Raw genomic sequence first — 26,467 nt, forward strand, 5'->3', positions numbered from 1 at the left:
TCTTACCGTTCCCCTCCTTGCTGAATTAGGCCATCTCGATATTCACTAGGTGAACAATGCTGATGTTTACGAAAGACTTTATAAAAATTAGATGGGCTATGAAACCCTACTCGATAACAAATTTCCAAATTCTTCAAATCAGTATTTTTTAATAAATACGCCGCCTTATCCATCCGAATTTTTTCTAAATACGTGCGAGGTGTTTCCGATGTTTCCTCTTTGAACACTCGTTCTAAATAATAGGAGCTCATACCAATGTGATCAGCAATATCCTGCAAGACAATTCGTTGCCTATAATGCTGTAGCAAATACGAGATAACGCTCTGCACAAGTGCCACATGCGGGGAGTGCTCTACCTCTGGCTGACATCTTTTACATGGCCTATATCCCGCCGCTTCTACTTGATCCATTCGATCATAAAATTCTACATTACATTTTTTGGGCTTACGCGATCTACAAGATGGGCGACAATAAATCTTTGTGGTCTTGACAGCTGTGTAAAATTGTCCATCATACATTCGATCACAAGCGACGATCCGCTCCCACATTTCTTCAAAGGAAAGATCGATCATGGAAAGCTCACTCCCTTCACGTTTCTACCTTATTCCTAGTTTAACAAAAAATTCACTTGTTTATCGTCCTCAATCTTGCGGTTACCGTCTTTCGCAAATCTATTGAAACAAATCGGACATCATATTCGTAATAAAAGACAAGCAATTTTATTATTTCGATGATAGAAGGTGACAAACATATGTATGCAAACATGAAAGAACCTGATCAACACATTTCCAAAGACGCCATTCGCGTCTGGCGGATCTCTAATTGCATGATCCATATAAGCTTTATACTGATAGCAATAATCCTACTTATACTTGATAATTATTTTGACTGGTATAATTGGGTCACTTATGTCCTATGGATTGTTCTTACTTTAGATATTATCACTGCGATCTGGTCCATCTTTTTCGAGCCTGTATTGCTACAAAAATATTGGCGATACGGGGTAGACGAAGCGTATGTAAAATTACGGCACGGTAAATGGCACATTCATAATCAAGTGATTCCGATGACCAAAGTACAGTATGTCGGATTGGAACAAGGTCCATTATTACGAAAATACAATTTGTATACGATTTCTATTGGGACGATGGCGTCCACCCACCAGATTCCTGCACTATCCGAACAAGAGGCAACATCGCTAAGAAATCAAATTGCAACACTAGCGCGGATAAAGGAAGTGGAATACTAATGGATTTAAGCAAGCGAATGCATCCACTGATGATACCCGTTTCCTATATTAAATCTCTAAAGAATACATTCTTCATATTCTTTATTTTATTTATTATTAACTTATCCAATGATGCTATGTGGGTGAAAATAGGCAGAATTCTATTTATCGTTTATTTGGTTTACGCATTATTTTCTATTATTCTAAAATGGTGGAAAACAACCTATACGCTAAAAAAGGATGCTGTTGAAATAGAGGAAGGCGTATTTACCAAAAAACACCACACTATTCCATACCAACGTGTCCAAAATGTCCAATCACATACGCCATTTTATTTACGCATGTTTCAATTAACGTCCATAACGTTAGAAACTGGGGCTGAAAGTAATGATGCTTCATTTACATTTACCGCTCTAGCAATAAAAGAAGCACAACGTATGGAAGATACGTTGGATCAATTTAAACAACAAGATGCAGAAAAAGATTGTGTGAGAATAGAGTCCTCTGAGGACTTGGTTAATCATGAAAAAAGAACGATCCATTTTAATCCAAGCAAGAATGATATTTTGAAGGCCTCCGTGTTGTCCTTTAGTTATTTATTGCTTATTCCTTTACTCATTTCCGTCTTTCAGAATATCAATGAGGTTTACGATCTGACAGACTTCGCTGAGGGGACCTTCGACTTCCTCATCCATTCTTGGCTATTGTTAACAATCGTTATTATGTTGGTTATTCTTGCTGCTGTAGTCTTTGGATTAGTACGAACCTACCTTCAGTATGGAAAATATGAAATAGCTTCTGATGAAAACCGTATTTATATTAGAAAGGGCATACTCAATGAACAGCATTTTTCGATACGAAAACAAAACGTGCAAGCTGTCCATATCGAACAATCCTTATTTAAACGAATACTACATCTAGCAGAAGTTAAGCTCATTAGCGCAGGTGGAGTTGATTTTTCCGGGGATGAGGTTAATTCCTTGTATCCATTCTTGCCAACTAAACGAGCGATTACACTAATCGAAGAGCTGCTTCCTGATTTTGAAGTGAAAACAGAAATGGAACGTTTACCGAAGAAGTCACTTATCGTACGATTATGTCGCATTCCGTGGCTTTGGTTAATTGTTACAGCAATACTAATGATTTGGAAGCCTGAATGGTGGATTATTTCGCCGATTCTCTTTGTATTAACATATACTTCTCGTATATTAGATTTCTATTTTACACGCTTTTTGATTCATGAGGAATTTCTACAGATTCGTTCCGGTGGCTTTTCGTTAACTACTGTCATAACAACTCGTGAAAAAATTATCGAATTTGACTTATCTCAATCACTACTAAAAAAACGTTTAGGACTTGCCACCATTACAACAACAAACCGAGGGAAACCAATCCATGTGGAGACATTAGATGATCTATCCTATGATCAGGCAAAGGGAGCGTTTATTTGGTATACCGGACGTAAACCAGCATTAGATATGGAAGGTGACAGTTATGGAGAACAATAATGTTTTTATTTCCGATAACTTTTTATCATCCGGCTATACTACTATGAAGAATAAGCATAATGAGGAGATAGGCTATCTTGATTTAAAGACTGCTTTCTCGCTCTGGAGTTGCCGTATATGATGACAAGCAAGTCAAACAAGCCTCAGGAAAGCTTGCGTCCTTTTCTAATCAATGGACGGTATATGATCACAATGCGAAGTGCTTGGTGTAGTGAACTACTCCCACCACTTACCACCCTTACCGTTGGGATACGCCCTTCACACGCTAGAAGATGGAGACTTCTTTCGGAATTGTATTAAAAACAAGCTGGTTCTCATTCTCAAAAAAATATAGCTACAAAACTACTGGCAGGGGGACTTATACGATAACTTCTCCTACCTTCTCAAAAGCATTCACTGTTGTCGATACGAAGGGTAATGAAATTGCTATGTTTAAGCGAATGAATCATTTCTTTTCTTCCCCTGCTTATGAACTAGTTAAACACACGAACCATATAAGCATGGCAGAACTCGTCATTGTAGTCATGGGAGTGAATGCAATTGAAAAAAGGAAACAGTCAAGTTCCACAAACAGTGCGGGTGGAAGTATATAATGTATTTCCATCCGTAAGAAGCTAAACCATGGAAAAGTTATAAGCATCCATCCTGTTGGTTAATAAAGTGAAGATTCAATCCGTAAGGGTTTTGTTGACCCCAACGGATTGTTTGTACCACAAGGGTATGACCTAAAGGCCTTTAAACCAATCGGATATTTACTGTCGATCCCCCACTTATCCATATTAGCTTCACTTGCATGAAGTGTGGTTCTTACTGCCAGTTATATGTGGGATGAATCCTTGTACAACAGACTTATCTAAACGGGCGGGTGTTATATCACCATTCGTTCAGGAGGGTATGTGCTACGACTATTTTACAACCTCAAAAAAGTCAGTATAACTAGTAAGGTAGAAATCAGCTGAAATATATTGATTTTGGAAGCTGCATGTTTTTATTCCTAGTTTCTTTGCTGGGATCAGATCAATTTCGCGATCACCTACAGCTAAATCAAGCCGATATTTCTCATGTAAATAAACATATGAGGAAGTATCCGGCTTACGAGGAAAACCATCATCGATCGTCACCATATCCGAGAAATATGACGCTAAACCATGGTAGTTTAATACACGTAGCAAATTTTTACGATCCTTATGCGTCATAATGACATTGGTATCAGCAAATTGCAAGACATGTTCTAACCCCTCAAAAGGATTTACTTCTTCGGGCGAGATATGATCTATGAGACGTCTCACCTCTTCTTCTTGTTCTCTTGTCATCCTAAAATAGGTAATAGCATGACCAAACGAAATCTTTAATTGTTGATAAATTTCGTGTTCATCCGCTTTGTCCTGTAAAACCTCCTTAAAACATTCCGTATAACGAGGGTATGTATCTATTAATGTACCATCAAAATCCCATAATATATTCAATTAAATCATTCCTTTGCTTCTTAATCGGCTGCTAAACGATGGCGACATTAATACCCTTTTTCCAGGTTAACAACATTCATATTTGGTAATTCTCCCTTAGCATAGCGCTGTAAGTTGGGCAAAAAAATATCATCGATGACGCGCTTAGCATAATGCTCAGTAGAACCAGCTGTATGTGGTGTTATAATGACGTTTTCCATATCCCAAAGTGGGCTTTCTGATGGTAATGGCTCCGTTGTAAATACATCCAGCCCCGCTCCAGCAATTTGCTTTTGTTGCAGAGCATGGACAAGATCCTTCTCATTAATAATTGGACCACGTCCAATATTAATTAATATGGCGGTTTCCTTCATTTGTTGGAATTGCTGAGCTGCAAACATCTGCTTCGTCTCCTCGGTTAACGGTAAGGTTATTACGACAAAATCACATTGCGGAAGTACTTCAGCTAATTGATCAGCTCGATACATCTGTTCCACATCATCTGTCGGCTTTCCGGAATGTCGTACACCAAGTACACGCATCCCAAATGCCTTCGCAATTTTAGCTGTTTCTAAACCGATTGCTCCAACGCCGATGATTCCAATGGTCTTGCCATGGATCTCTTGGTTGAGGTGAGCATGATGCCATAGCTTTGCTTGCTGCTGACGAACATACGTATGAATTTTACGAGTAAGTCCAAGCATTAAAGCAAATATAGTCTCTGAAATTGGATAAGCATGCACACCATTCGCACTTGTTACTACAATATTCCTTTCTTTTAAAGTAGCAAGCGGAAGACTGTTCACCCCTGCACTCCATGTTTGTACCCATTGCAAATTCGTATTTTGCTCCAGTATGGTTGGGGCAATCGCTTTCTTCCAATGCAGAATCACTTCCGCCTCTGATAATTGCTCCAATACGTTCTCAGGATGTTTATCTGCCACTACCCTCCATTCTGGTATTATTTCTTTTATTGTGTTTATCTGTGTTTCGTCCAAATCAAGATTTATCACTAAGGTTCGCTTCTTCATCATTTCCTCCTATATGAAGTGGCTAGCCGGCCCCTCTAGTTTAAAGAAATAGTTACTTTAGTTCCGTTCTCTTACATAACCAGACTCTAATTCAGGCTCTTGTTGTATCGTAGACTTAGGAAAAATAAATGTCCACGGCATACTACATCTAGGCTCAAGCGTTAACCTTGCATCTGAAAAGGTATGGGTAGCAATTGCATAACCTTTTTCATCGTAGGTCAAACGCACACCATCCAATGTCAGAATATCGTCCGTTAGATTTTGAATGATTACTGTAATAAGAAGGTCATCACGGTGATTACGCGCTTGCCAAAATGGAATAAACCGTTCCGGATGATCTGCTTGATTTGCTTTTTCAAATGCTTTCAAGAGGTCCTGTCTATCCTGTGAATCAATTGTCTTGTCCCACGCCTTTTCAAAGACTAAACGTTGCATGTTAACCACCTCTTCCTTTCTTCCACTAGTATATCATTTACATGAAAATTACTCTTCCACTGGCTACTGTGTAATGCACTTTCCCATTATTTTTTAACTACAAAAACAAATACCTTGCATTACAAGGTAAATAATCATATATTTGCATTACCTTGTAATACAAGGTAAAGAAAGAGGTGTTACTCCATTGTCTACAACTCAAATGATGAAAGGTATTCTCGATGGTTGTCTGCTAGCAATTATTAAGGATACAGAGGTATATGGATATGAGCTAGCTGAAAAGCTTGAAGACTACGGCTTCCATTCATTTAGCGAAGGAACGATCTATCCATTACTTATGCGCATGCAAAAAGAAGAGCTAGTAACTTCAACCTTAAAAAAATCAACTGCTGGACCAAGAAGAAAATATTACTCACTGACAGAAAAAGGTGAAAGCGAATTACAACATTTTATGGAGCGGTGGCAAACGTTGCAAGCAAACGTAAACCGTGTACTGAGCGATGAGACAAAATAAAGCCTATTTACATAAAGGGGATGTTGAAATGAATACAAATCGTATTGTACTTTCGAAAAAGAGTAAACGATTCTTAGAAGATTTACGCATCTATTTATTCTCAAGTGGAAAAAATGCAGATGAAATTGAGGATATCGTAGAGGAATTACAAGTGCACCTCATCGAGGCAGAGCGAGATGGCAAGTCAATTGATAACATTGTTGGGCAATCGCCTAAGGCATATATGGATCAAATCTCTGATGAAATGCTAACAGACTATCAGGAATGGTTTACGTATATTGTTATTATTGTTTTTGGCTCCTTTGGTTTTATTATCATGAATGACCTGTTTCAGGGGAGCGTGTCCTATTCTCTATTAGAAATCATTGGTTACTTAAGTATTGCTACTGTTTTTATCATTTGTGTATTTCAAGCATTTAAATATATTGCTGCACATAATCTTTCCAAAATAGTCGAATATGTCATTTTTTACGTACTTGGCCTATTGCCAATTAGTTTGTACATAGGTTTAATCTTTTTAAACGAAGTAATAGAAACACCCGTTATCCATCTAGAAATGCTTGGTATGATAATTACTGCAATCCTTACACTCGCCTTACTACTAGCTATTTCATATTGGGCAAAAACGTGGGCCATGTTGATTATTCTAGCATTACTAATCTTACCAGATACCGTTTTGCATTCCTTTCATATTTCTGAAACGCTTCACCTCCTTTTAGGAACATCCATCAGCTTCGTTGGTATTGCCATTTACCTTGTTATTCATAGCAAATTAAGCCGCGCTCATTCATAATGGGTACGGCTTCATTTCACACATACCCAGCACGCACATTCTATTAATACGCTCTCTATTTAGTCCAAAACCGCCGTTATTATTAGCCACCGTCACCATCTTTCATACTATTCAATCCTATTTCAACATAGTAAGTATGATAGAGTCCATGTTATAATCTATAATGGAAATTAAGCGATTATTATCAAATAAAGTGAAACTTCAATGCGTGGGGGGTTTTGTTTATCCCTCACCGATTGTTTGTACCACAGAAGTATGATCTAAAGGCCTTGGAACCAATCGGACATTTACGGGCAGTTGATCCATACTTATCCATTTTGGTTTCACTTTATTGCATAACCGGGGCTTACTACCAGTTATATGTGGGATAAATAGACAGATAAACAGCTAATGAATTGAAACAGCCAATAGAGATGGAGGATGGACATGTCAGACTTAGGGAGCTTTGTTGCACATTACGGTTATATAGGGATCTTTATTGTTCTTATCTTAGGTATTATTGGGTTACCAATACCTGATGAGTTTTTACTCACTTACGTTGGTTACAGCGTATTTGCAGGACGTATGTCACTATCCTTATCACTTCTTGTAGCAATATTAGGGTCTGTCATAGGTATCTCGATTAGTTATTTTCTTGGGCAAAAACTAGGGCTACCGTTTATTAAACGATTTGGTCCTAAAGTACATATAACGGAAAAAAATATTACATGGGTGCAACATAGCTTTAGAAAATTTGGTGGATTTTTTCTTTTAACCGGCTATTTCATCCCTGGGGTTAGACATATTACCGCCTATATGGCAGGTATAACAAGCTACCGCTATTTATATTTTTCTATTTTTGCTTATATTGGTGCAATGATATGGGTATCGACATTTATTTTTTTAGGAATGATTTTAGGTAATAACTGGGAAGTTATCAAGCACGTCTTTCTTCATAGCACCAAAATATTCTGGATCATGCTTTTTATCATTATTCTTTATATTTATGGGAAAAGATGGGCGAAAAAAAGGGAGAAAGCTAGTTAGCAATAACCCCAAGACTTTCTCCATATTTTATTTCACGCCATGCTGATACATCTTCTGCAAACTGAAAGTTGTCGTTTTCTATTAATAATATGACGGTGGACCCAAATGAGAAATAAGCTAACTCTTCTCCCGGTTCTACTTGTTCATGTTGATTGGTAAGATGGATACTATTTACATTTAGAGCGCCAACCTTAACAACTGCAATATTTTTCTTGTTACTTTCTATTTCTGTAATGGTGCGGTAATTTGTAGATAATGGGCGATTTCCATATTTTATACCAATCCTATTTACTGGATAGGATTTACCTCCAAGTGTCCAGTTCCCTTTAATATGCCCTTTGATTGGACTATGAATTCTGTGATAATGCTGCGGAGATAAATATAGAATGATATACTTTCCGTCCTTATATTGATTAGCTTTTTCCTTACTTCCTAGCATTTCTTCTAATAAAATCTGCCTATCTTTCACCTCATATGTTTCTGTCTCGCTTATCGAGCCAAATGCACGAATAACACCATCAACTGGGCTGACAAGAGCCCCTTCATGATTGTCGATTGGTCGACTTCCCGGCTTCAGTACTCTAGTAAAAAAATGATGAAGACTCTGGTATTCTGAAAGTGGAAGCTTGATCTCTGCTAGATTAATCCGATACACTTTTACAAACAAAGGAATTAGCATTCGACTAGATTTTGATGTTGTCACAGCTATTAGTAACTTAGATATATATCGATTTCCGGTTAGTTCTACAAGTAGCTTAAGTAGTGCCTTTAACACTGTGTGTCCCTCCAATACCATAAAGTGAAAACTTCCATCCGTAGGGTTTTCTTTATCCACCACGAATTGGCAGTTGAACTAATCGGACATTTACTGGCAGTCTCCCCCCCTTCCCCATGCTTGACCGGGGGCTTACTACCAGTTGTATGCGGGATAAAGTGAAACTTCAATCCGTGGGTTCTTCTTTTCTCCCACGGATTGGTAGTACCACAAGGGTATGACCTAAAGGCCCTTAAACCAATCGGACATTTACTGGCAGTTGATCCTCACTTACCCTTATTGTTTCACTTTATTGCTTGAAGTGCGGATCTTACTGCCAGTTATATGCGGGATAAAGCAACTTTGTAAATCTCTTTCGACAAAATATAGTATAATTTTCTTTAACAGCAAAGTAAATGGGGAACGCGTTGTATTCTGTTTTTAAATGAATTAATTTCAATTATTCGTGCACGAGCAATGACGCTCATTCCATACATACAAACGATAGGCGGTTATTCCTACGGGATAGCGCGTTCAGACAAGCCCCCGTAGAAGCAACGTGGAAACTCGCGAAGCCACACACAGAAAGTAATTGACTCGTAGTGGCCATCAACTATATTTTCACTAGTTACATACAGATTTTTAGATTCTACAAGACTAGTTACATGACGAAATTCACCCAACTATATTGATAGACCTATTAGGAGGACATCATGAATATAAGGAAACAAATACCAAATATCTTTACACTAGGAAATCTTTATTGCGGCTTTCTATCCATTGGTTATGCCGCTTCAGGTCAATATAAAAATGCTGCTGTTCTCGTTCTTATCGGCATGATGCTAGACAGCATGGATGGCCGGATCGCTAGAATACTTCATGCTGAAAGTTCATTAGGTAAAGAATTAGACTCTTTAGCCGATATAGTAACTTTTGGTGTAGCTCCATGCTTTTTAGTATACTATACGGTATTTTTTAATAATGGCATGCTAGGATTTGCAGTTTCCGGATTATTTCCCTTATTCGGCGCATACCGATTAGCACGATTTAATATTACATCTGAGCAACAATCCATGAATCATTTCACTGGTGTACCAATCACCGCTGCTGGCGGCATATTAGCACTATTAACCTTGTTTAATGATGAAGTTCCTAGTATTGTAACAACGGTTGTCTTTACTGCTTTATGTTTTTTAATGATTAGTACGATTAAAATTCCAAGCTTTAAAAAAATTCCTTTACCTCGCTACGGAACTATTGTGACTGTCTTTTTAGGTGCATTATTAATTATAGTGAATATCGAGTCACATGGCCGATTTCCATATTTGCTTTATGTAGCAACACCTATCTATTTAATTTATGTAGCTTATCGATTTGTCAAAGTAAGAGAAACAAGATAATACATGTAAAGATACTATGTATCTAGGACGCTACTATAAAGCTGTTATGGATTTAGGAAATGGGTTGTAAAGAATAATCAGACTAATTTAGGCAAAAGGGGAATGTCACCGGTCAACCTTCATCACTCATATGTTAGTAACGGTACATGAGTCTAGAGGGGAGGAAGAAAGATGTATTATCCAAATGATCACTATAAGAGTAAACGTCCCCATCCAGCCTATCCTTTTACACAAGCTCCATATTATAGCTATAGCGACATATACACCGCACCCCCATATAACCAAGATCGGCAGCAGCCAGTTAGCGGGCAGGCTACATGGACGGATGGAGGACAAATTACACAATGTGGTATTCCATGGTCAGATAATCTGTATATGACGGCGGCGGTAGGGGAAAACTCTCCTTACCAATGCGGACAAACGCTAAAAATAAGAAATCTATCCATACCTGGTCAACGAGAAATTCTAGTAACGGTCGTTGACCAGGTTCCAAACTATCCTCCAAATAGGATTAATCTTCATCGCAAAGCATTCGAAACATTAGGAGCAAATGTAAATATGGGTGTCATTCATATTGACATTATACCCTCTCCTGAATTAGATGAAGAAAAATGGGGGAAATATCTGTTGGAAATAACACAAACTGCTTACCCTAATTACCAAATAACAGAGTATAGTAAGGTAAGAAAAACAAAGGTTTCCGCAACACGAACAGAGGAAGTATATGAATATGTGTTACAAGCACCGCAGGATAAAATCACCGTTAGAGGGACCGTCGTTTATAATCCAAAAACAGATAAAGTGATATCGTTTGATATAAAAGAAATTTGATGAAATATGAACAGATACAGCTTCGGTATGATACCGAAGTTGTTTTTTAGGAAGAAAAAGGAAAAAACTAATGGAAGCATTGATGGATCTGGAATATTTCATATATGGTTACTCTTCATTTGCTCTTCTTTTCTGATAATTAAAGGTTGTACAAGCTTCATTTTGGAATAGAATAGTATTATAAGCTATTAAGAACTTCTCGATAGCTATACAACAAGCTTTTCATTAAATAATACCACCCAAAAATTGTAAACCGCATAACCGCATTTTTTAAATAGGGAGGGGAGCCACTTATGAACACCTTTTTTAGCTATATACTTCTTGGACTATCTTTATCTGCTCCAGTAGGTCCTATTAACGCTGCTCAATTAAATAAAGGAATACATCATGGCTTTCTTCATGCTTGGCTCGTCGGCTTGGGAGCAATGCTTGGTGACCTCCTATTTATGGTGCTTATCTATTTTGGTGTTGCCCAGTTTTTGACTACACCCTTGATGAAAACCTTTCTCTGGTTATTTGGCTTCTTCATTTTAATCTATACGGGTATTGAAAGTATTTTAAGTGCTAGAAAAGCTTTACGAGAAGATAAAGCGCTGGCTGCATCAACAAAAGGAAAATCATTTAGGACAGGCTTTTTTATGGCAATCTCTAATCCGCTAAATATCGTTTTTTGGTTGGGGATTTACGGAGCAGTATTAGCGAAGACTAGTGACCAATATAGCAATCAGCAGCTTCTCCTATTTAGTAGCGGCATATTTCTAGGAATCCTCATATGGGACGTGTTTATGGCTGGGCTAGCAAGTACGTTTCGTAAGTTTTTTCAATCAAAGACCCTTAATTACATATCGGTGTTTGCCGGCATCATTCTAATTGGGTTTGGTTTATATTTCGGGTATCAAGCATATATTCTTTTAGCGAATTAGCATAGGCATGCACCCAATTTCTCCTTCGATAATACAGTATGGTAGAAGGAGGAAAAACAAATGGGATTACTTTATGATAAGCAGCAGCTAGATGAACAGCTGGAAATACTTCCGAAATGGCAACAGGAAGCCTTTCAATCCTTCTCTTCCATGATTGCTGATACAAACACCTATCCATGTGTCCCTGCACGTCAAGGGTTTCTAGCTAATCATTTACGATTTCTTTTTGCAGGTGATCCAAACAAAGAAAGTACTGTAAAGCAGCTTGCTGATGCTTTAAGAGAGTATAGCGATTGTTCACGAAATGCAGGAAACTATACATCGTTAGCCGTATTTTTTCAAACCTCTAAGGAAATTAGAAATCGTTACGCGGAAGCGGATTATCGAGAGCTGTTCTGGTCCATTTTAAACCATGTAACAGCATTTGATGAAGCAGCATGGCCCAAGGATATTCCGACAGATCCCGCTCATCATAAATGGGAATTTTGCTTTCATGGCGAGCCGTACTTTGCCTTTTGTGCTACACCAGCTCACCATCAAAGGAAAAGCCGTCACTTCCCCTTTTTCCTCATGGCTTTTCAGCCTAGATGGGTATTTGCAGAAATGAACGAGTCCACTGCTTTTGGACGTAAAATGAAAAGCATTATCCGCAAGCGACTCACAGACTATGACGGCATTCCTGGGCATCCTGATCTCAAATGGTATGGCCAAGAGGATAACCATGAATGGAAGCAGTACTTTCTAAATGATGATGACACGAGCCCGAACAATTGTCCATTTCAACGTATGAAAAGCAAGCTTACAACGTTTTTTTAAATAAAGTGAACCTTCCATCCGTGGGGGGTTTTGTTTTTCCCACGGATGGTTAGGTGAACCTAGAATGATTATGTTGATTCTCTTATGATTAGTTTAGTGGGAAGCTTCATAACTTCACGCTTCAGTTCAACACCCTCTTCAATATGTTTTAGTAATTCTAAAACAACCTGTTGACCTAGTTCTATTATTGGTATTTCGATAGTTGTAATTGTTGGAGTTGTAACCTCACAAATCAGCTGATTATCATAGCCAATAACAGCTAAGTCATCAGGGACTTTGTATCCGGATAAAATTGCCTTTTTAATAACACCTGCAGCAACCTGATCATTCCCTGTATACAAAGCTGTAGGTTTTTCTTTTACATTTATCAGCTCTTCAAAAATTCGTAAGCCATCTTCAATATTAAATGCCTTACCAAAAAACCATTCATCTATATACGGAAGATCATAATCGGATAAAGCTTGTAAATAGCCTGCTTTTCTTTCTTTTTGCGCTTGACTATAAGACAGATCATAGCAAAACCCAATTTTTCTATGTCCCTTTTTGATTAAATATTTAACTGCTTTATAGGAGGCATCAAATTCATCATACCCTATAATTGGGATTGGAGCTGAATCGTGATACTCATTACACAATAAAATTGGACCCTCTTTTAAATAAGGTTCAATAAGTCCCCATTTATTTTCTAAAGAACACAAAATTACCCCATCAATCTCTTTCTTTTTTAGTAAATCCAAGACTTTTAATTCTATTTTTTTGTTATAAAAAGTTTGAAAGATAAGAACTTTATAATTTTTCTCTAATGCATTAAAGGAGACAGCACCTTTGATTAATTGGGCAAAGAAGGGATGATCTATTCTCGGAATAGATATTGCAATAATATAGTTCTTTTTGGCCCGAAAATTACGAGCAAGACCGCTTGGCGTATAATCAAGCTGATTTATTACATGTAATATCTGTTCACGCTTTTCCTTGGAAACATAAGGCTGATTATTCAGTACTCGTGATACCGTGGTTCTAGATACATTACACAATCTAGCTATTTCATTTATTGTAGCCATTATTTCCCTCCTTAAAAAAAGTTGTTGACATGATATCGATTCCATATATTAGGATAAATACGACTTAATCATATTATATAGGGAGGGAGCAGTTGTTGAAAACTATTGTCCAAGTTACTGGTAAAAGCGACACAAATTTGTGGTTATTAAAGAATCTAAGTAGTAAATTACAAGGAGATTATTTTGAGATTCAAGATAGCATCGTAAATCAGAAGTTACATGCAACATTTTGTAGTGAAAAAGATTTTGATTTGGAAAAGGATATTTTGAATCATAAATCAGAACCACTAGATAAGGTTCCATTCATGCCTGTAAATCGTCTGATATCTGAAGATGAGGTAAATGATATTCTAGAAACTTTATCAAACGTATTACCGACTGGACAATATACAAGTGGTCCATATTTAACAGAATTTGAAGACGTCTTATCATCTTACTTACAAAAAAAGTATGTGATAGCAACAAGTAGTGGTACAGATGCGTTAATGATTAGCTTATTAGCATCCGGTCTAAAGCAAGGAGACGAAGTTATAATGCCAGCTAATAGCTTCGCCGCCACCGAGAATGCCGTGCTTGCAACTGGAGGTGTACCAGTATATGTAGATATACATCCGCACACTTATTGCATCGATAGCAATAGAATTGAATCAGCTATTACGGGTAAAACGAAGTTTATCTTGCCAGTACATATTTATGGCAAACATGCAGATATGCTTTCTATTAGAAATATAGCTGATCAGTTTAACTTAAAGGTCGTTGAAGATGCATGTCAAGCAATAGGTATAGCTAATCTAGGTGAAAAGGCAGACATTACCACATTAAGTTTTAATCCCTATAAAAACATCGGAGTATGTGGAAAAGGTGGAGCAATTGCCACAGACAATAAAGAACTTGCTGAGAAATGTATCCAATATAGCTATCATGGATTTGCAGCAGGTAAAAAAAATGTGAAAGCAATAGATTACGGTTTAAATTCAAAAATGGATAATTTACAAGCAGCTATCGGATTACAGAGAATCAAGTATTTATCATTAAATAATTTTAAGCGACTTTTGTTGGCAAATAGATATATTACTAAATTGAGTACCTTACAGAATGAGGGACTAATAGAAATTCCTGAATTAAATGGAGATAACGTTTGGCACTTGTTTCCGATCAAAATTAAAAACGATCGTAGGGGTCACGTTATGAAAGCAATGAAAGAGAAATTCAATGTTGAAACTGACTTATTCTATCCAGTATTGGCACACAAACAAGATACGGATTTAGTTAAAGTAAATTATCAGGAAGTGCATTTACCTAAGACAGAATTAGCACATAGGGAGATAGTGCATTTACCACTATATCCTGACTTAGCCGTAGAAGAGCAAAACTTGGTATTGGAAGGTTTATACCATGTTATCAAGTAGTAAAGGGGGATTTAGACTATTACCGACTGTTGATTCTCCTAAATACATTGTTTTCAGTGATTTTGATGAGACATATTACCCTCATGAAATGACTAATGAAAGACAAAAGGCATTGTATGAACTTGAAGATTACTTAGAGGAGAAAAGCCAGCAAGGATTACTATTAATTGGATGGGTTACAGGAAGCAGCTTGGAATCTGTATTGCATAAAATGGAAAAAGGGAATTTCAGGTCATTTCCTCATTTTATCGCTAGTGATCTAGGAACAGAAATCACCTATTTTCTTGACCATAATTTTCTTCTACAGGATTTGGATTGGCAGTCAACCATCGACCAAACAAACTTTAACAAAAAAAATATTGATGAGATCATATCTCTATTAAACAAGGAAGACATTGAATTAAGTCCACAAACCCAATTAGGAAGTTCTCGTTATAAAAAAAATTTTTACTATCGATCTTCCATGGATACAAAGATGGATAAGAGGAATTTATCAAAGATTAAAGAAGTTGTTAAGAAATTTGGTCTTAACGTAAATATCAACCGTTGCAACCCGCTTGCTGGGGATCCGGAAGACAGTTACGATATAGATTTCATCCCAACAGGTACTGGGAAGGATGAAATTGTGAGGTTTATGTTAGAAAAATATAAAGTACATCCAGAATATGCTATTGCATTTGGTGATAGTGGAAACGACTTAAAAATGCTCAAAGCGGTAAAACATGGTTACTTAGTAGAAAATGCAGTTAAAGAGGCTAAGGATAATCACACGCATATATCTACTGGTCCATATTCTCAAGGTATCATGAATGCTTTAAAATCAATTATTCAATAAGGTAGTGTAAAAAGCTTTATGAAAACAACATGACAGACGCAAACGGCAGCGTCTCTGACGTTGATCGATTTCTATTTTGGAAATGCTTTACGAACGGGTTCATTACATGAAGGTACTATTAGTTACATCCTTTTATTGAATTGCGGGTCACCTCATAAATAACCTCGTTTATTAGCAGTACGTTTTTATAAGGAAACTTTTGACAGTACGTTAAATAATTAGGAGGAATAATGATGAAAAGAATCGGGATAGTTGGGGCTGGAGGTATAGCTAAAGCACATGCAATAGCATTATCTACTATTAAAGATGTTGAACTAGTTGGTGTACATGACATAAATAATCATCATTCTGAACAATTTGTAAGAAGCTTCGGTGGAAAATCATATCCTGATTACGCTGAGCTGATGCAAGATGTAGATGGTATTATCGTTGCATCTCCGAACTTTTGTCATAAGGAACATACATTACAGGCATTGTATGAAAATAAGCATGTATTATGCGAAAAGCCCATGGCAATATCTATTGAAGAAGCGAACCTAATGAGAAAAACGGCAGAACAAAACAGCGCCTTAGCTGTTATGGGTTTTAACTACCGCTATTTAGAAATAGTTAATATCCTTAGAAGCCTAATTATCAGTAACGAACTCGGGCACGTACTAGCAATAAAAATTCATTTTAAAAAGAACAGTGCATTAAGGAGAAAAAAGTATACTTGGAGAGACGACGCTAATAGTAAAAAAACAAGTGGAACGCTAGGAGATCTGGGGATTCACCTTATTGATTTAATTTGGTACTTATTTAAAAGTAACTTCAAAGAAGAAACCGTAAATGTCAAAATAGAAACAAATGTTAAAACAAAAGAAGATAAACATGTACACGTAGATGATTATGCTGAAGTCTTCGGACAGCTGGAAAACCAAGTTTTTGTTAACTTAATTACTTCGAAAATATCCGATATAGAAGAATGCGGTTTTGGAATAGAGGTTATTGGTCATAAAAAGGAATTTAAATATCATACCAAAAATCCTCTTGTATATGAATTAAAAGCTGGTATAGACAAGGAAGAATATTCCGTACCGCCTACTTTACTATACAACCCTCCAACTGAGTTTTATGGGTGGTCTGATTCATTTAGAAATGAGTTAATTGCATGGATTAACAAAGCAAACCAGAAACCTTTAATCGATATACCAACTTTTGCAGATGGATATCGTTCTCAAGAAATATTAGAGATGTTCTTCCAGAAGGAAAAAACAAACAAATATCAGGAGCTTGTAACGAGTTAAAGAACAAAAGCACAAGCGAAACGTAGGACTGGAGCGAATCAACGAAGGTAAAGGAATCACAGTGAGCTTGCGAGCCGATGTTGATTTAGATTAGGGGTTTCGTGAATTCGCATCGTTTCTGGGCGCTGGAACTGGACGCAGCTCAATACGCGCCTATGTATCCACACAGGCAAATTTTATAATTTCCTGAACCAATAAAAAACAGGGATTTAAAAGTCCCTGTTTTTTCAATAGGAGTGATACCGTGAGAGGGATATTCATCTTCGGATGTATGTTTTACTTCGTAGTTGGTGTAATTCATATAAGTATAGGAAGCCTCACACCATACTTATTAGATTATTTCAACATTGCAGCAAATGACCTATCTGTTATTATATTTTTTCAGTTTTTCGGTTTTGTAAATGGGGTAATACTATCTCCAATGATCGTAAAAAGATATAACCATCTTCAGGTCATTACGTTTGGTTTAATCGTTTTAATCCTTGTATTGAGCGGATTCTTTATCATAAAGGATTGGTACTATATTGGTATCATGATGTTTTTATTAGGGTATGGTGCTGGAACTCTAGAAACGACAATAGGCTCTTTAATCATAGCAACTCACAAAGATAATGTAGAAAAAATGAGTAAATTAGAAGTATTTTTCGGGTTAGGTGCATTTACTTTCCCTATTTTGGTACATATTTTTATAGACATAGAAAACTGGTTCTTACCTTTCTACGTTCTTTTTTCCCTACTACTAGTGATGCTAGTCGGATGGTCTATCTTATTGTCAAAAAATCAATTTGAAATAAACGACATGAAACATCAATTTCATATAGCACCGGATAATAATAAAGTTATTCAACACTTTATTCATCATCCGAGAAAATTTAAATTTTTATTTTTAATTGCATGTTTTGCTTTTTTATATGCAGGAATTGAAACGAACCTGGCGAATTTTTTACCCGTAATCATGATAAATCTAGGCTTTGAGAATTATAGCTTAATTAGTGTATCTGTTTTCTGGAGTGGGATTGTATTAGGGAGATTAGTTATCGGGAATTTGAGTAAAAAGATTACTTATTCAAACTATCTAATTGTAAGCTGTTTGTTATTGATCGTTTTCTTGAATCTTTTTCCTTATATTGCATACCCGTTACTACAGTTAGTAAATATTTTCCTAATCGCATTCAGTATTGCGGGGATATTCCCTATCGTTTTGACATTGAGCTCTATTATCATTGGGAAATATGTTGATGAGGTTACGAGTATATTTATAGCCGCTGCTAGTTTTGGTGGAGCGATAATATCTCTTTTGATTGGCTGGAGTATAGAAAATGGCCATACTTTGCTTATCTTTACGATTATGGCTGCTATTTTGATATGGATATCAACAAAGATAAAATATGAAGATACAGTGAAAGTCAATTCAACGCAAAAGCTCTCTTAATGTATTATTTGTCTGATGATATTAATACGAGCAGCCACGATAATTTATATCTTTTGCTTTATTTCATATTCTGTTACAGATTCTACCAGAAATTTCGCGAAAGAGATTGATAATCTGTTAGGGACACATAACTCCTTAAGCTCCATTCTAAAGACGAACAATCAACTACGCTATCTCCGGAAACGTAGAGACGTGCAGAAGGAAAGGCTGTGATGAAACCCTAAAGCTCGCACCATGAGAAGGCTCACCAGCCGACCGATGAAAGCAGAGTATAGTTTCCGGAGACACTTTCATATGTGAACCATTCTTGCTAGTTGATCGTTTTTTTGATGCAAACACTTTAGTCCTCATGGTTCAATATTGCCTTCGTTTATGAATGATACTAGCAGCAATGGCAATGAGTAACAGAAAAATCAAGCTCACGATAAACCCTACCCTACTTGCCTTCTCCATCACGGTGCCCAAAACTGTGACAGTAATGAGTAGCATACCTATTGTTGTTTTGATCCAATCCATCACTGATGGCTGCATTAGCTTCGTATACGTCGCTAAAATAAATACCCAATTATAAATCAGCATTAAGCCAGCAGCAGTCGTCACATATTCAAAGATTTTCTCTGGCAATAAAATTGCAATAATCGTTGAAATAAAAAGACCTGCTGCGGTAAATAAAAAAGCTGGTATCGGAATTTTCCACTTCCCCTTTTTAGCGATCCGTGCTGGTGCATCGTGATCCTCTGCAAGGGATGTTAAAATCGTTACTACTGCATAAAGAGCTGCTACCATTGTTGAAAAACCAGCAATGATTAAGATCCCATTTAATATGTCTGTTACGTAAGGGACATGAAAAGTGGAAAGCGCTGTTATAAACGGGCTTTCATCTGGGTTTATTTCATGCCAGGAAACTAGCGACAAAGCAAGTGCAAGCGACATTACATAAATAAATGTAAGTCCTATTATCATAATTCTGCCTGCTTTCGGCGCAGACTTTGGCTCTTTTAAATCAACAACTAATAGACCCATAACCTCTATTCCTCCAAAAGCGTAAAACGCATAAAGCATAGCATTCCACATTCCCAAGGTACCCTCGGAAAAGAAATTACCATCTTTTTCAAGAAGCGTTGCTTCACCGATCAATCCCCGGATAATAAGCGTAATGGCGACAATAATAAACATGAGAATAGCTGCTGTCTTCACAACGCCAAATACGTTCTCAAACTTCTCAAAGCCTTTCATACCAGTTAAAATAACAAGCAACCCTAGTACCGAATAAATCGCAGCCAGCAACCATAAGGGTATGCTAGGAAACCAGAATTGCGTAAAGATGCCTAATGCAATGAGCTGACTGCCCATAATCAACATTTCAGATATGCAATACACCCAGCCATTACTGAATCCGGCCCATCTCCCAAAGGCTCGTCTGGCATAAACGCGAAACGAACCCTTATCTGGATGCTCCACAGACATCTTTGCTAATGCATCATACACGATGTACGTTCCTATTGCCGCCAAAATAAATGGAATTAAAACAGCTGGGCCGCTTTTTTGGATCGCAATACTGGAGCCAAGAAAAAAGCCCGTTCCTATGGTGCAGCCTACGCCAAGCAGAGACAGCTGCCACCACTTCATATTCCCCCTACTTCTACGCATCAACAGCGTCACCCCCCATAAGATTATTACATTGAGCTTTTCCGTTGAAGGGGGAGCGTCATGCAACGTATGCCTCCACCAGCCTTTTCTAACTCAGTAACTTCAATTTCGATGATGTTCTTCCTTTGTAATTTCGGATGACTTCTTAACCTTTGTTTATGTGCTTGCTTACTAATAAGAATGGTTTCTGGATTAAGATTAAGAAAATTAATATCAGGAATCGTATTATATTCTTCAAGCCAGTAAACCTCAAAACCATGACGATTTAGGAATTGCTCTGGCATCTCATATCTTGATGCTCGCTCTGTCCAAACATGAATAGGAAAATGGCGAACGAAGCTTTTGGACACGACCACATCCTTACTAGCTACATTGCAATTCATATCTAAATGTAGTGTATCTGTACGTCTTGGTAAGCTAATAATTCCTATTTCAGAAAAACCCGCAGCAAATATACTCTGCTTTATCTGCTCCACACTTTCTATACTTGTCCGCATGCCAACATTAATCCAAACGGCATCTCGATTAAGCAAAAGCACATCCCCATACTCTAGTGCTTTTATGTAGTTATTTTCATGCATTCTAAAGGAATTTGGAAACCATTTGTCCATTAATACATGTGCTTGTACATATTCTGGACGTCTCATCGACGTACCTGCTTCTCCAGGTAGAATGGTATTCCCAAATACACAGGCTAAATCTCTCACAAAAAAACGATTGATGAGTTGGTCACTTAGCTGTTGATCCTCTTTAGTTAAATACGCTGAATAATCAATAACCTGAACGCCGGCATTTTGTAAAGCTGCTTTCAATTCAAGAAAATTTTCATGTGCTTTTTTATAATTAACAGGCGCACTCCACTGTACTTCCTCAGCTGTCTTTATATCTGGAATACTTACCATTGATGGTGCACATACTAGCACCGTTTCCAACACATCATGCTCCGACCAACAATTAGGCTCAAATGCTAACATGGCATATCCTACCTTCTATTATGTATTCATCTTATCGTTTCCAACTCGAAAAAAATTTATGTGGAGGATATACCGAAAAGAAAAAATGACATTTATACATGAAAATTCCTAAATCGGAGAATCTAAGCATGGACAAAATTAACATAGGAGGTATTAGGATGGAAAATATGAATAATATGAATCAACAAGGAAATCAACAGCAGCCCAGCAACATGCCACAAAATCAGCCGATGCAAAACCATGGAGGACATGAATTATTTGATGCGCATGAGGTAATTGCTGGCATCATTAGCATGCTCGATCAATATCAAATGTACGATCAGCACATTCAAGATCCGGAGTTAAAGGAAATCCTACAACGCCAATCGACATTTGTTACACAAGCATACAATACAATTGTACAAGCGTTCCAGACAGGACAAGATCCACAAGTCCCGACACAACAATACGAAATGGAGCAGAACAACAATACCGTCTATGGCATCAAGCCAGGGCAGCCTAAAAAACCAAACGCCTCAATTAATGAGCTTTCTGATCAAGGGCTTTCCGCTTACATGCTAGGACAAACAAAATCCCTAACTTCTCTACTAGCGATGACTGCGGTGGAAATGACCAACCCGGTCTTACGCCGTGTAATCGCCGATACCGTTCCGAACTTTATTGAGCTAAGTTATGAAATATTCCTTTATCAAAACAAGCATGGGTACTACCAAGTACCTCAGCTAAGCCAACAGGATATGAACCAAATGCTAAACAGCTACACAACCGTTCCTCAACAAGGAACTAACTTGCAATAAGAATAGGTGGAACAAAGGCAAAACATTAGCAAAAACGAACTCTTTATTGCCCAACACCACAACGAGCTACTTCTTTAAAAGAGGAGTAGCTTTTTCTATTGCAATATATCATCATCAAACTAACCTGTTGCCTGTGAGCTTAAATGATAGCACATGAATATCGGTTCGGTTGATCGTAATTTCATCTCTTTCTTCAATGAATCCTCAAAACCCTTATCCCATTACTAATTTTTAATACGGCAAATCAGTTCCTCTATTGCTTTTTTAATAATCAAATGATATAATAAGATTTAATTATTTTTGTTCGGTGTAAAGGATAGCATGAGTAATCACTTTTCGTCTTGAGATTCGCTTTGGGCAAGGATAGTAATATAATGTGCGAGAACGCACTAGGAGGCAACATAATGGAACAAGGTATTGTTAAATGGTTTAACGCAGAAAAAGGGTTTGGTTTTATCGAGCGCGAAGGTAATGACGATGTATTCGTACACTTCTCTGCAATCCAAAGTGAAGGGTTTAAATCTTTAGACGAAGGTCAAAAAGTTACTTTTGATGTTGAGCAAGGTGCTCGCGGACCGCAAGCTGCTAGCGTTCAAAAAGCTTAGGTGGAACAAAGAGGCTGAGACAAACGAATAAAGAAACAATTAAAACGAACGATAATTAGTTGAAATTAATTATCGTTCGTTTTTTGATTAGAATCATTCATTTAGCACTTGAAATAAGCGAGACTTCGGCGGGAACAGCACGAGTCCGAAGCTCCACGTGGTAACGTGTTTTTCTTTACCAAGTTAGCTGAGTCCGTGCCCGCTGAAAGCGCGTATAGTTTCACGGTGAGCGATGATACTCCTATGGACAACATGATTATTCGTATTTTAAACAAAGAAGTTGTGTTTTGTCCCAGTCTTTTTTTGTAGTCTAGGAATTTATAAAATTTTCCCGTGCGGATACATAGACGCGTGTTGAGCCACGTCCAGCGCCAGCACCCACAAACTAGTCTACTTCACGAATCGCCCTCTAAGTCATCATCGGTTCCAAGCTCACCTTGATTCCTTTTATCACCGCACTCCAGTCATTACATTTCTAATCGGGCGCTTGCGCTTTTGTTCTCGAATAAGTTCCTATATAGTTGATTTCCTAGAACATCAGTATCTCACGAATATCTTCCTCAGTAATGGATGAGGCTAATTTATTCTGGGGATCAATCATTTCTTCAATCAGATGCTTTTTCTTCGCTTGTAGTTCATTCATTTTTTCCTCAATGGTACCCTTTGAAACTAGCTTAATCACTTGCACGACATTCTCTTGTCCCATGCGATGAGCGCGGTCAGCAGCTTGCTGTTCTACTGCTGGATTCCACCACATATCATATAATATCACTGTATCAGCACCTGTTAAATTAAGACCCGTTCCCCCTGCTTTCATAGAGATAAGAAAGAAATCACGTTCTCCCATATTAAACCGACGACATCGGTCCACTCGTTCTTTTGACGGCGTCTCTCCATCTAGATAAAAATAAGGAATCCCTTGATGTACTAAATCTTTCCCTATCAGATCTAGCATTTTCGTAAACTGAGAAAAGATCAATACCCTTCTACCGGCAAGACTTGACTCTTTGATCAGCTGTTTAAGCTGCTCTAATTTTGCTGAGGAACCTTTATAGCCTTCAACAAATAATCCTGGATGGCAGCAAATCTGACGGAGCCTTGTTAATCCGGCAAGTATTTTGATACGATTTTTCCGTAATGTATCTCTATCTAAGTGCTTTAAGGTATCCTGCCGCAGCTTCGCTAAGTAAGCTGCATAAAGCCTTTTTTGATCAGGCAACAACTCTATAGATTCTATCGCCTCCATTTTTTCCGGCAGCTCTGCTAACACATCTTTTTTTATTCTACGAAGTAAAAATGGGCGCATTCGTCGGATAATCTGTTTCCTCGTTAGATTGTGAAAGTCCTTCAATCCCTGAAAAAGCACAGGAAAGACGACGTGAAAAATGGACCATAATTCCTCTAGGTTATTTTCCATTGGTGTTCCCGTTAGAGCAAAACGATAATCGGCCTGAAGTTTCTTTACCGCCCTAGCTGTCTGCGTCACTGGATTCTTAAACGCTTGTGCTTCATCAAAAAATATAGTGTGAAAGAGCTGCTTCTCAAACCAATGTATATCTCTGCGTAAAAGCGGATACGAGGTAATCACAACATCCATTTCCATAATCCGTTTACGTTTTTCCACGCGCGTCTTTTGATTGCCATCGATAATAGCTGCTTGGATCTCCGGGGTGAACGTATTCAATTCATGAAGCCAATTATAGGTTAACGAAGATGGACAAATGACTAATACGGGAAGACCACGTTTTCGAATTGTGTTAAGCTCTGACTGTATAAACGTCATACTTTGCATCGTTTTCCCTAGCCCCATATCATCTGCCAAAACCCCACCAAATCCATAGCTGGACAGTGTTTTCATCCAACGAAATCCATACTTTTGATATTCACGTAACACCGACTGTAAACGTGCTGGGATCGGATATTGATTTAGATCAGGATTCTCTATCCTCTTCAAAAACTGCCGGAACGATTCCTCTAAGGTAAAGACTGTATCGGAAGCAGCATCCAATAGTTCAAATCCTTTGGTTACTGGTACATGTAGTCCTGCTTCTAGATCATCATCCTGGTTTGGAACTGCCTGTAAAAATCGCTGTATTTCTTCAAATTCACTTGTTTCTAACGTGAGTAGCGAACCATCTCGTAACCGATAATACTTTCTTTTTTCTTCAAGCGTCGCTAACAAATCGCGAATATCTTGTTCCGGAAAACCTTCAATTTCAAACTTAAATTCCAGCCAATTCATCCTATCCTTATGTGCCTTCACTTTAATTCTTGGCGGAACAGGGCTCTTTATAACCCGAGCTCGAACCGCTGACGTCGCATAGACGTTGACCAGCTTCTGTAGCTTCGGGAGTTTATGATATAAAAATTCATATTCGAGTGCTTCATTATGCAGGTAGTATCCTTCTTCTGTAACAGCAAATTGACTGTCCTTCATCCATTGGAGGATAGCCTCCTCCTTTTCCCTATCCCTAATAATTATCGTACCCGTTGGAATAGGACGATTCTCTAACGGATTAATCACGATATTTTCATAATGAAACTCGATACTTGCCAATAGTCTATTTTTTACACGATCCAAATACAGCTTGCCACGAAGTGGTGTTTGGGTTAGAACAGATGATAATTTAGCAGACAAATGTAAGGAACCTAATTTTCGTAGTCTAGGAACGACGTTTTCCATAAATACTGCAACCTGTTCAGTAGTGATCAATATATGCTTTGCTTTTGTTGCATGTAGCATTTGCTTAAGCTCTCCCAAATACGTCATATCCTCCCGATCCAAAGGCATGAAACTGCGATCAAACAGAACCATTTGATATATAGTTAGGATTTCTACACGATTAAGCCCGTCTATTTCTAGCAGAAAACCATCGCCAGTATTCGTTTCTTTCACAGAAAATTGGATTGGCAGGGCCTCCCTTTCTATACGCAGACCTACGAATGCTTTTCCATTCATATGAAGTGTTACATCTGATAATCCGGTAAGTAATGGCAGCAATTGTTGCCAAGCAGTCGTAGGAATCGGTAAGAGATCCTCCCTTTGCATGTGTGCGGTACTTACATAGACATTCTCATCCGTCATCACCTGAATCAACTGCTGCAGCACTGCATCTTTATCAATGGTAAAACAATGAAGCTCTGGATCATAAGAAGGTAGAAAATAGGGATTTCCTTCTCCCACAGCCGACAGAAAATCGCGAACATGTTGTATTCGCTCCGCACCTAACTGTATGCCAATACCAATCATGCTCTGCCCTTTGCTATTTGAGATTATTTCACAATTAAAGCCAAGAGAAAGCACCTGTCTATCTTCAAAATGCCGTTGTCTACCACTAGGCCTAGCAGTACGCTGATCAAACATATTGATAAATCCTTCTGCTAGCTGTTGGTTCGAAAGATTCGCCTGCTTCTCCTGCTGTCGATCAGCTATCGCCAGCAAGACAGCGGCAATATGCTGACAATTCTTTGAAAATGAGGCTAACGACGGACAGCTACAGCTTGTATGTACTTCATTTTTATCTGTTCTTTCGATGGATACCTGAAAGTCTTCGTTACCAGTAACTGTTGCCTCACAGTAATTGTCCGTATAGGTGTTTAAGGTCACTTTATTTGCTCGAAAAAAAGAGACTCCTTTTTTCAAGGAGGATGTTCCGCACATTTCTTCTATTTTTTTATGAGTTAGTTTGATATCCACTAGTATCGCCTGCTTCT

At 37.8% G+C, this 26,467-nt stretch carries 25 protein-coding genes; 16 read left to right on the plus strand and 9 right to left on the minus strand.

Annotation, left to right across the window (positions count from 1 at the left end; all coding sequences use genetic code 11):
* Positions 1 to 2: 2 nt before the first annotated feature.
* The gene (locus D9782_RS03740; RefSeq protein WP_240455803.1) at positions 3 to 572 is read right to left on the minus strand and encodes a bifunctional transcriptional activator/DNA repair enzyme AdaA; all 570 of its coding nucleotides are present in this window, start codon (positions 570 to 572) and stop codon (positions 3 to 5) included.
* Positions 573 to 751: 179 nt separating this feature from the next.
* Between D9782_RS03740 and D9782_RS03745 the strand changes: the two genes are divergently transcribed.
* From D9782_RS03745 to D9782_RS03755, 3 genes are all read left to right on the plus strand, one after another.
* Entirely contained in the window at positions 752 to 1,249 is a 498-nt protein-coding gene (locus D9782_RS03745; protein WP_121604123.1) for a PH domain-containing protein, read from the plus strand.
* On the plus strand, positions 1,249 to 2,736 hold the full coding sequence (locus D9782_RS03750; protein WP_121604124.1) for a PH domain-containing protein: 1,488 nt from the start codon (positions 1,249 to 1,251) through the stop codon (positions 2,734 to 2,736). The genes D9782_RS03745 and D9782_RS03750 overlap by 1 nt, the downstream gene beginning before the upstream one ends.
* A gap of 272 nt (positions 2,737 to 3,008) precedes the next feature.
* Complete coding sequence (locus tag D9782_RS03755; RefSeq protein WP_026682344.1) at positions 3,009 to 3,329, plus strand: hypothetical protein; 321 nt, start codon at positions 3,009 to 3,011, stop codon at positions 3,327 to 3,329.
* 312 nt (positions 3,330 to 3,641) lie between these two features.
* Here D9782_RS03755 and D9782_RS03760 read toward each other — a convergent pair whose 3' ends face one another.
* Genes D9782_RS03760 through D9782_RS03770 form a run of 3 tightly spaced genes read right to left on the minus strand, consistent with a single transcriptional unit; the run spans position 3,642 to position 5,647 of the window.
* Positions 3,642 to 4,202 carry an HAD-IA family hydrolase gene (locus tag D9782_RS03760; protein WP_121604125.1) on the minus strand — a complete coding sequence of 187 codons (561 nt, stop codon included), beginning with the start codon at positions 4,200 to 4,202 and terminating at the stop codon, positions 3,642 to 3,644.
* Positions 4,203 to 4,249: 47 nt separating this feature from the next.
* Complete coding sequence (locus tag D9782_RS03765; protein ID WP_121604126.1) at positions 4,250 to 5,212, minus strand: D-2-hydroxyacid dehydrogenase; 963 nt, start codon at positions 5,210 to 5,212, stop codon at positions 4,250 to 4,252.
* 57 nt (positions 5,213 to 5,269) lie between these two features.
* Positions 5,270 to 5,647, minus strand: a complete 378-nt coding sequence (locus D9782_RS03770; RefSeq protein WP_121604127.1) for an SLAP domain-containing protein — start codon at positions 5,645 to 5,647, stop codon at positions 5,270 to 5,272.
* A gap of 202 nt (positions 5,648 to 5,849) precedes the next feature.
* Here D9782_RS03770 and D9782_RS03775 point away from each other — a divergent pair, with 202 nt between their 5' ends.
* The 3 genes from D9782_RS03775 (at position 5,850) to D9782_RS03785 (ending at position 7,980) form a co-directional block, all read left to right on the plus strand.
* Positions 5,850 to 6,161 carry a PadR family transcriptional regulator gene (locus tag D9782_RS03775; RefSeq protein WP_121605812.1) on the plus strand — a complete coding sequence of 104 codons (312 nt, stop codon included), beginning with the start codon at positions 5,850 to 5,852 and terminating at the stop codon, positions 6,159 to 6,161.
* Between the two features lie 28 nt (positions 6,162 to 6,189).
* Complete coding sequence (locus D9782_RS03780) at positions 6,190 to 6,954, plus strand: HAAS domain-containing protein (protein ID WP_121604128.1); 765 nt, start codon at positions 6,190 to 6,192, stop codon at positions 6,952 to 6,954.
* 426 nt (positions 6,955 to 7,380) lie between these two features.
* Positions 7,381 to 7,980 carry a DedA family protein gene (locus D9782_RS03785; RefSeq protein ID WP_308036003.1) on the plus strand — a complete coding sequence of 200 codons (600 nt, stop codon included), beginning with the start codon at positions 7,381 to 7,383 and terminating at the stop codon, positions 7,978 to 7,980.
* Here the strand turns inward: D9782_RS03785 and D9782_RS03790 are convergent.
* Entirely contained in the window at positions 7,973 to 8,755 is a 783-nt protein-coding gene (locus D9782_RS03790; protein WP_026682348.1) for a phosphatidylserine decarboxylase, read from the minus strand. The genes D9782_RS03785 and D9782_RS03790 overlap by 8 nt on opposite strands.
* A 692-nt stretch (positions 8,756 to 9,447) precedes the next feature.
* Between D9782_RS03790 and pssA the strand changes: the two genes are divergently transcribed.
* The 4 genes from pssA to D9782_RS03810 all read left to right on the plus strand — a co-directional run bounded on the left by pssA (position 9,448) and on the right by D9782_RS03810 (position 12,704).
* Positions 9,448 to 10,134, plus strand: coding sequence for a CDP-diacylglycerol--serine O-phosphatidyltransferase (pssA, locus tag D9782_RS03795; protein ID WP_121604130.1), 687 nt, complete (start codon positions 9,448 to 9,450; stop codon positions 10,132 to 10,134).
* 171 nt (positions 10,135 to 10,305) lie between these two features.
* Entirely contained in the window at positions 10,306 to 10,965 is a 660-nt protein-coding gene (locus D9782_RS03800) for a DUF3889 domain-containing protein (protein ID WP_121604131.1), read from the plus strand.
* A gap of 293 nt (positions 10,966 to 11,258) precedes the next feature.
* On the plus strand, positions 11,259 to 11,888 hold the full coding sequence (locus D9782_RS03805) for a LysE family translocator (RefSeq protein ID WP_026682351.1): 630 nt from the start codon (positions 11,259 to 11,261) through the stop codon (positions 11,886 to 11,888).
* A 60-nt stretch (positions 11,889 to 11,948) separates the two neighbouring features.
* Entirely contained in the window at positions 11,949 to 12,704 is a 756-nt protein-coding gene (locus D9782_RS03810) for a YqcI/YcgG family protein (RefSeq protein ID WP_026682352.1), read from the plus strand.
* Positions 12,705 to 12,772: 68 nt separating this feature from the next.
* Here D9782_RS03810 and D9782_RS03815 read toward each other — a convergent pair whose 3' ends face one another.
* Positions 12,773 to 13,765 carry a LacI family DNA-binding transcriptional regulator gene (locus D9782_RS03815; protein ID WP_121604132.1) on the minus strand — a complete coding sequence of 331 codons (993 nt, stop codon included), beginning with the start codon at positions 13,763 to 13,765 and terminating at the stop codon, positions 12,773 to 12,775.
* 95 nt (positions 13,766 to 13,860) lie between these two features.
* Here D9782_RS03815 and D9782_RS03820 point away from each other — a divergent pair, with 95 nt between their 5' ends.
* From D9782_RS03820 to D9782_RS03835, 4 genes are all read left to right on the plus strand, one after another.
* Positions 13,861 to 15,174, plus strand: coding sequence for a DegT/DnrJ/EryC1/StrS family aminotransferase (locus D9782_RS03820; RefSeq protein ID WP_121604133.1), 1,314 nt, complete (start codon positions 13,861 to 13,863; stop codon positions 15,172 to 15,174).
* Positions 15,161 to 16,009, plus strand: coding sequence for an HAD-IIB family hydrolase (locus tag D9782_RS03825; RefSeq protein WP_026682354.1), 849 nt, complete (start codon positions 15,161 to 15,163; stop codon positions 16,007 to 16,009). Before D9782_RS03820 ends, D9782_RS03825 begins: the two co-directional genes overlap by 14 nt.
* A 233-nt stretch (positions 16,010 to 16,242) precedes the next feature.
* The gene (locus D9782_RS03830; protein WP_026682355.1) at positions 16,243 to 17,295 is read left to right on the plus strand and encodes a Gfo/Idh/MocA family protein; all 1,053 of its coding nucleotides are present in this window, start codon (positions 16,243 to 16,245) and stop codon (positions 17,293 to 17,295) included.
* 271 nt (positions 17,296 to 17,566) lie between these two features.
* Positions 17,567 to 18,727, plus strand: coding sequence for an MFS transporter (locus D9782_RS03835; protein ID WP_051388410.1), 1,161 nt, complete (start codon positions 17,567 to 17,569; stop codon positions 18,725 to 18,727).
* Positions 18,728 to 19,081: 354 nt separating this feature from the next.
* Here D9782_RS03835 and D9782_RS03840 read toward each other — a convergent pair whose 3' ends face one another.
* Both D9782_RS03840 and D9782_RS03845 read right to left on the minus strand, forming a co-directional pair.
* The gene (locus D9782_RS03840) at positions 19,082 to 20,377 is read right to left on the minus strand and encodes an amino acid permease (RefSeq protein ID WP_026682357.1); all 1,296 of its coding nucleotides are present in this window, start codon (positions 20,375 to 20,377) and stop codon (positions 19,082 to 19,084) included.
* A gap of 26 nt (positions 20,378 to 20,403) precedes the next feature.
* Positions 20,404 to 21,351, minus strand: a complete 948-nt coding sequence (locus D9782_RS03845) for an arginine deiminase family protein (RefSeq protein WP_026682358.1) — start codon at positions 21,349 to 21,351, stop codon at positions 20,404 to 20,406.
* 167 nt (positions 21,352 to 21,518) lie between these two features.
* Here D9782_RS03845 and D9782_RS03850 point away from each other — a divergent pair, with 167 nt between their 5' ends.
* Both D9782_RS03850 and D9782_RS03855 read left to right on the plus strand, forming a co-directional pair.
* Positions 21,519 to 22,148 carry a spore coat protein gene (locus tag D9782_RS03850; RefSeq protein ID WP_080668732.1) on the plus strand — a complete coding sequence of 210 codons (630 nt, stop codon included), beginning with the start codon at positions 21,519 to 21,521 and terminating at the stop codon, positions 22,146 to 22,148.
* Between the two features lie 404 nt (positions 22,149 to 22,552).
* Positions 22,553 to 22,753: a cold-shock protein gene (locus D9782_RS03855; protein WP_026682360.1), complete on the plus strand. Its 201-nt coding sequence runs from the start codon at positions 22,553 to 22,555 to the stop codon at positions 22,751 to 22,753.
* A 529-nt stretch (positions 22,754 to 23,282) separates the two neighbouring features.
* Here the strand turns inward: D9782_RS03855 and D9782_RS03860 are convergent.
* The gene (locus D9782_RS03860) at positions 23,283 to 26,450 is read right to left on the minus strand and encodes a DEAD/DEAH box helicase (protein WP_026682361.1); all 3,168 of its coding nucleotides are present in this window, start codon (positions 26,448 to 26,450) and stop codon (positions 23,283 to 23,285) included.
* Positions 26,451 to 26,467 lie beyond the last annotated feature (17 nt).

The organism is Virgibacillus sp. Bac332, assembly GCF_003667785.1.
Lineage (GTDB): Bacteria > Bacillota > Bacilli > Bacillales > Amphibacillaceae > Virgibacillus > Virgibacillus salarius.